Annotated in this window: 6 protein-coding genes and 1 tRNA gene; 4 read left to right on the top strand and 3 right to left on the bottom strand. The window is 69.6% G+C overall.

Annotated elements, in window-relative coordinates; translation table 11 throughout:
• Together GUY60_RS34695 and GUY60_RS34690 are read left to right on the top strand one after the other, a co-directional pair.
• Window positions 1-318: hypothetical protein (locus tag GUY60_RS34695; RefSeq protein ID WP_161705204.1), on the top strand; the 318-nt coding region annotated here is incomplete at its 5' end.
• A 335-nt stretch (window positions 319-653) separates the two neighbouring features.
• Complete coding sequence (locus tag GUY60_RS34690) at window positions 654-857, top strand: cold-shock protein (protein ID WP_161705202.1); 204 nt, start codon at window positions 654-656, stop codon at window positions 855-857.
• Window positions 858-1,209: 352 nt separating this feature from the next.
• Here the strand turns inward: GUY60_RS34690 and GUY60_RS34685 are convergent.
• Window positions 1,210-1,283 (bottom strand) — tRNA-Pro (locus tag GUY60_RS34685).
• 165 nt (window positions 1,284-1,448) lie between these two features.
• On the opposite strand from GUY60_RS34685, the gene GUY60_RS34680 reads away from it, so the two are divergent.
• Both GUY60_RS34680 and GUY60_RS34675 read left to right on the top strand, forming a co-directional pair.
• Window positions 1,449-2,162: a thiamine pyrophosphate-binding protein gene (locus GUY60_RS34680; RefSeq protein WP_161705200.1), complete on the top strand. Its 714-nt coding sequence runs from the start codon at window positions 1,449-1,451 to the stop codon at window positions 2,160-2,162.
• A gap of 111 nt (window positions 2,163-2,273) precedes the next feature.
• Window positions 2,274-3,188, top strand: coding sequence for a transketolase family protein (locus GUY60_RS34675; protein WP_161705198.1), 915 nt, complete (start codon window positions 2,274-2,276; stop codon window positions 3,186-3,188).
• Window positions 3,189-3,228: 40 nt separating this feature from the next.
• On the opposite strand, the gene GUY60_RS34670 is transcribed toward GUY60_RS34675, so the two are convergent.
• Window positions 3,229-3,597 (bottom strand): MmcQ/YjbR family DNA-binding protein, encoded by a 369-nt coding sequence (locus GUY60_RS34670; RefSeq protein WP_161705196.1) that lies wholly within the window; start codon window positions 3,595-3,597, stop codon window positions 3,229-3,231.
• Between the two features lie 163 nt (window positions 3,598-3,760).
• Window positions 3,761-4,690, bottom strand: coding sequence for an alpha/beta fold hydrolase (locus GUY60_RS34665; protein WP_161705194.1), 930 nt, complete (start codon window positions 4,688-4,690; stop codon window positions 3,761-3,763).
• Window positions 4,691-4,756: the final 66 nt, after the last annotated feature.

Raw genomic sequence — 4,756 nt, 5'->3', positions numbered from 1 at the left:
GCCCCCGACCCCGAACGGCTCCTCGCCGACCTGCGGGCCGAACTGGCCGACGAACACCTGGTCGTCGCCCTCGACGTCCTCGCCCACCAGGCCGCCCTGGCCCCGACGTACTCCCCGGAGGTCTTCGACGGCGACCTGGTCTACTTCCACGCGAGCCAGGGCAAACCCCAGGGCGCCCCAGCCGGTCACGCCTGGCGCCCCTGGATCACCGGCCGGATCACGTCGTACGACAACGACTGCACGCACCACGCGATGATGCAGCCCGACCACATCGCCCCCATCGGCAAGGTCATCGCGGCCCGCATCAGCCCAGAGTGACCTCGGGCCTGATGTTCACCTCGTCACAGCCGGCCCGCGCGCTGTAGCCGGCCTCGCGCGGCAGGACACACTGAACGTTGCGGACCTCGGCCGCTGCTGTGGTGGAGGCGACTCCTGGCCTTTCACACACGACGGTCAGTGTTGGCGGCACGCCAAGGGCCAGCCAGAAGTGGGATGTCGGTGTAGCGTCTGCGACAGCAGTCATGGTTCCGAAGTACCGCCCGTGAACGCGCTGTTCACGGGCAGCTTGCTGTTCAGCATCTCTGAGGACCAGGACGACCACCTCCGGCTCCCGCACGGTGCGGGAGCCGACTTCGAGTCCCCTTGGAGGACAAATGGCAACCGGAACAGTCAAGTGGTTCAACGCGGAAAAGGGCTTCGGCTTCATCGAGCAGGAGGGTGGCGGCCCCGACGTCTTCGCCCACTACTCCAACATCAACGCCTCCGGCTTCCGTGAGCTCCAGGAAGGCCAGAAGGTGAACTTCGACATCACCCAGGGCCAGAAGGGCCCGCAGGCGGAGAACATCACCCCCGCCTGAGCCATCTCGCACGACGCCCGCCCCTGGCAGCGCTCACCCGCCGTCCTGGAGGCGGGCGTCGTACGTTTTTCCTGCGAACGTTTTCCTGCGAACTCCGACCCCGTGAGCATGAACGCTCAGTCGGTTTCGTGGCTGATCGGTCATGACGCGTTCGGAGGCCGACCGAGCCAGAAGGCGGCGACGGAGGGCTGGTCGATTCCGGCGGTCGAGCCGCCGTGGGCAAGGAACTCGGTCGGAGCGATGCAGCCGTCGCCCAGATCGAGGCGGATGCGCAGGCAGCTGGTCCCCAGAAATAGCCAAGAGCCGGTTTCGAATACCTCCGAAACCGGCTCTCATCTGCGACTGTCTCCAGTCGGGACGACAGGATTTGAACCTGCGACCCCTTGACCCCCAGTCAAGTGCGCTACCAAGCTGCGCCACGTCCCGATGCCCGTTGTGACCTGGGGTTTCCCGCGGCCGAACGCGCACCGAAACAATACCGCACTCGGGCAGGTGGTCGTGAACCCGTTTACAGGCTGATCACCGAGCGTCACCCAGCACTCCACGCGGGGGCTTGACCTCAACCTTGATTGAGGTTGTTGGCTTCAGCTCATGACGACCACGACCGCCACCACAGCACGCCCGACCTCCCCCTACGGCTATCCCGAGCTCAGCGGGCTCATGGCGCTCATGACCGGCGACGAGAAGCACGGGCCCGCCGCCACCTCCACCCTGGACGCGCTCTGGGTGCTCTACGACCGGGTGCTGCGGGTCTCCCCCGGCACCGTCGACGCCCACACGCGTGACAGGTTCCTGCTTTCCAAGGGGCACGGGCCGATGGCGTACTACGCGGTGCTCGCCGCCAAGGGCTTCCTCCCCGTGACCGATCTGCCGGGCTTCGGCTCGTACGACTCGCCGCTCGGGCACCACCCGGACCGGCTGCTCGTGCCGGGGGCCGAGATCGGCAGCGGTTCGCTGGGCCACGAGCTGCCGCTCGCCGTCGGCACGGCGCTCGGCCTGCGGGCCCAGGGGCTCACCGACCCTGCCGTGTGGGTGCTCGTCGGCGACGCCGAGCTGGACGAAGGGAGCAACCACGAGGCCCTCGCCTATGCCGGTCCCGCTGGGCTCGACCGGCTGCACGTGCTGGTGATCGACAACGCCTCCGCCAGCCACGCCAGGCCCGGCGGCATCGCGGCCCGGTTCGCGGCGGCCGGCTGGTCGACGGCGACGGTGGACGGCCGGGACCACGAGGCCCTGTACGCCGCCTACACGACCTCGCACCCCGGACGGCCGCACGCCGTGATCGCACGCGTCGAGCCGAAGTAAGTAGCCGGAGTAGTCGAAGCGGTCCGCCGCACGCTGAACTGCGGCGCCCCGCTCCCGTTGCCCATTTCACTAACGAACGCACACCACCCACCACGGCAGGGATTGATGATCATGGATTCCATGCGTGACCGCTTCACCGCGACCGTCACCGCACTCCTCGACGAGGACCCCCGGCTCGCCCTCGTCCTGGCCGAGATCAGCCGGGACCGCCTCGAGGACGCCGCGCGGCGCCACCCGGACCGGGTGATCAATGTCGGCATCCGCGAGCAACTCCTCGTCGGCGCCGGCGCGGGACTCGCCCTCACCGGCCTGCGCCCGGTCGTGCACACCTTCGCCAGCTTCCTGGTGGAGCGGCCCTTCGAGCAGGTCAAGCTGGACTTCGGGCACCAGGGCGTGGGTGGCGTACTGGTCAGCGCGGGCGGCTCGTACGACTGGCCCGCCGGTGGTTTCACGCACATGGCGCCCGGCGACGTGGCGCTGCTCGACACGCTCGACGAGTGGACCGTGCACGTGCCGGGCCACGCCGACGAGGCGGAGGCGCTGCTTCGGCACGCGGCCGCGGCGGGCGACGACAAGGTGTACGTACGGCTTTCGGAGCAGGCCAACCGTGCGGCGCTCGGCGTCGACGGGGCCCGGATGCTGACCGTGCGCGAGGGCCGCGACGGTGTCGTGATCGCGGTCGGGCCGATGCTCGACAACGTGCTCGCAGCGGTCGAGGGGCTCGACGTCACCGTCCTGTACGCGACGACCGTGCGGCCCTTCGACGCGGACACGCTGCGTCGCGCCGCCGGGGGCAGCCCGTATGTGGTGCTCGTCGAGCCCTACCTCGCCGGTACGTCGGCGGCATCCGCGGGCGAGGCGCTGCAGGCGGTGCCGCACCGGGTGCTCGGCCTGGGCGTGGCCCGCCGCGAGCTGCGCCGCTACGGCACCATGGCGGAGCACCTCGCCGCGCACGGCCTTGACCCGGCGTCCCTGCGTGCCCGTATCGACACCTTCCTGCCCGCGCCGGACAGAGTGCCTGCCTGAGGCTGGTGACGGCGAGTGGCAGCGGGTGATGGCGGGTCGGTCAGCCTCTCTCCGGGAAGCCCAACTCCGGGTACTGCTCCAGGAGTTGAGTCGGGGCCGCCTGGCGCCAGGAGTCGGCGAGGATGTCGCGCAGTTCGTCGGCGTCCTCAAGGGCGGCGAGCCGGGCGCGGACCCACGCGAACTGGGCCTCGTGGTCCGCGATCCAGAACTTCCGCGGCTCCGCGAGCACCAACTCGTCCCGCTCCTCCTTCGGGCAGCGGACCGCTATCGACGACTCGTCCTCGGGGAGCGTCGCGAACATCTTGCCCGCCACCCGGAAAGTCGGCATGGACCAGGCGATCTTCTCGGTGGTCTGCGGCAGCGCGAGCGCCGCCGCGCGCACATCGTCGGAGGTCAAGGACGTAACCATGGCCCGACAGTAAGGCACGCCACTGACAATCGGCCCGCGGAGCCGGGAGGCCCCGGGGACAGCTCAACTGCCGTACGGCGTACGGTGACTGGCCGTGCACCGAGGGGCCGTACGCCGGGGCCGTACGCCGAGTGCCGAATGCTGGTCCGGTACCGCCGCTCCCTCACACCTGCTTGTCCAGCCACTCGGTGAGGTCCCGCTGCACCTCGTCGCGGTTGGTCTCGTTGAGGATCTCGTGCCGGGCGCCCTCGTACCCCTTCCAGGTCAGGTCGGTGACCCCGGCGTAGCGGAAGTCCTCCAGGAGTTCGTAGACCAGGGTCATGCGCTGGTTGCAGGGGTCCTCCGTGCCGACCGCGATGTGAACCGGAAGGTCGGCGGGGACGCGGGCCAGGTTGCGCGGGTCGTTGATCTTGCGGACGTTGCGGACCCAGTCGAGGGCGAGACCGGCCGAGAAGGGGAATCCGCAGCGCTCGTCGGCGACATACGTGTCCACCTCGGCCGCGTCACGGGACAGCCACTCGAAACCGGTGCGGTGCTCGTACGGGTCGTTGAACGACGCGAAGAGGCGCGGAATGTAGTCCGAGAGTGCCGTGCGGCCGTGCTCGGCGATCTCGCGCTCCAGGCGCTCCGTCGACTCCTCGATCTCGGCACCGGGGAGCGAACGGAACGTACCGGAGAGGATCAGTCCGGCGAGGTCGTCGGCGTACTCCTGAACGTAGTCCCGCGCCATCAACGAGCCCATGCTGTGGCCGAGCAGCACGAACGGAACCCCGGGGTTCAGGGCTCGCACCGGGTCACCGACCGCCTTGAGGTCATCGACCATGGCCCGCCAGGAGTCGTCGATGTCCGCACCCGTGACGCCGTGGCCACCGGTCCCGGCGGCGGTCGCGCCGTGACCGCGATGGTCGGAGGCGAGCACTCCGTAACCATGCGCGGTGAGATGGCGGGCGAACCGGTCGTAGCGCAGGCCGTGTTCGGCGGCGCCGTGCGCGATCTGCACCCACGCGCGCGGGCGCCCGCTGTCCGGCTGCCAGGTGTAGGTGGCGATCTGCACGCCGTCGCGAGCGGTGGCCATTCCCACGGTGTACGTCATCGAGTACGGCTCCTCTGTCGGGTGTCGAGATGAGTGTGGGGGCCTTGCGTGTCGGGCCCCACTCCC

This window comes from Streptomyces boluensis, assembly GCF_009908195.1.
Taxonomy (GTDB): domain Bacteria; phylum Actinomycetota; class Actinomycetes; order Streptomycetales; family Streptomycetaceae; genus Streptomyces; species Streptomyces boluensis.
This window is presented reverse-complemented; position numbering and strand designations above follow the sequence as displayed.

Excerpts from the sequence above, each read along its gene's own strand:
- GUY60_RS34690 (WP_161705202.1), top strand. The coding sequence starts at position 654 with ATGGCAACCGGAACAGTCAAGTGGTTCAACGCGGAAAAGGGCTTCGGC.
- GUY60_RS34680 (WP_161705200.1), top strand. The coding sequence starts at position 1,449 with ATGACGACCACGACCGCCACCACAGCACGCCCGACCTCCCCCTACGGC.
- GUY60_RS34675 (WP_161705198.1), top strand. The coding sequence starts at position 2,274 with ATGGATTCCATGCGTGACCGCTTCACCGCGACCGTCACCGCACTCCTC.
- GUY60_RS34670 (WP_161705196.1), bottom strand. The coding sequence starts at position 3,597 with ATGGTTACGTCCTTGACCTCCGACGATGTGCGCGCGGCGGCGCTCGCG.
- GUY60_RS34665 (WP_161705194.1), bottom strand. The coding sequence starts at position 4,690 with ATGACGTACACCGTGGGAATGGCCACCGCTCGCGACGGCGTGCAGATC.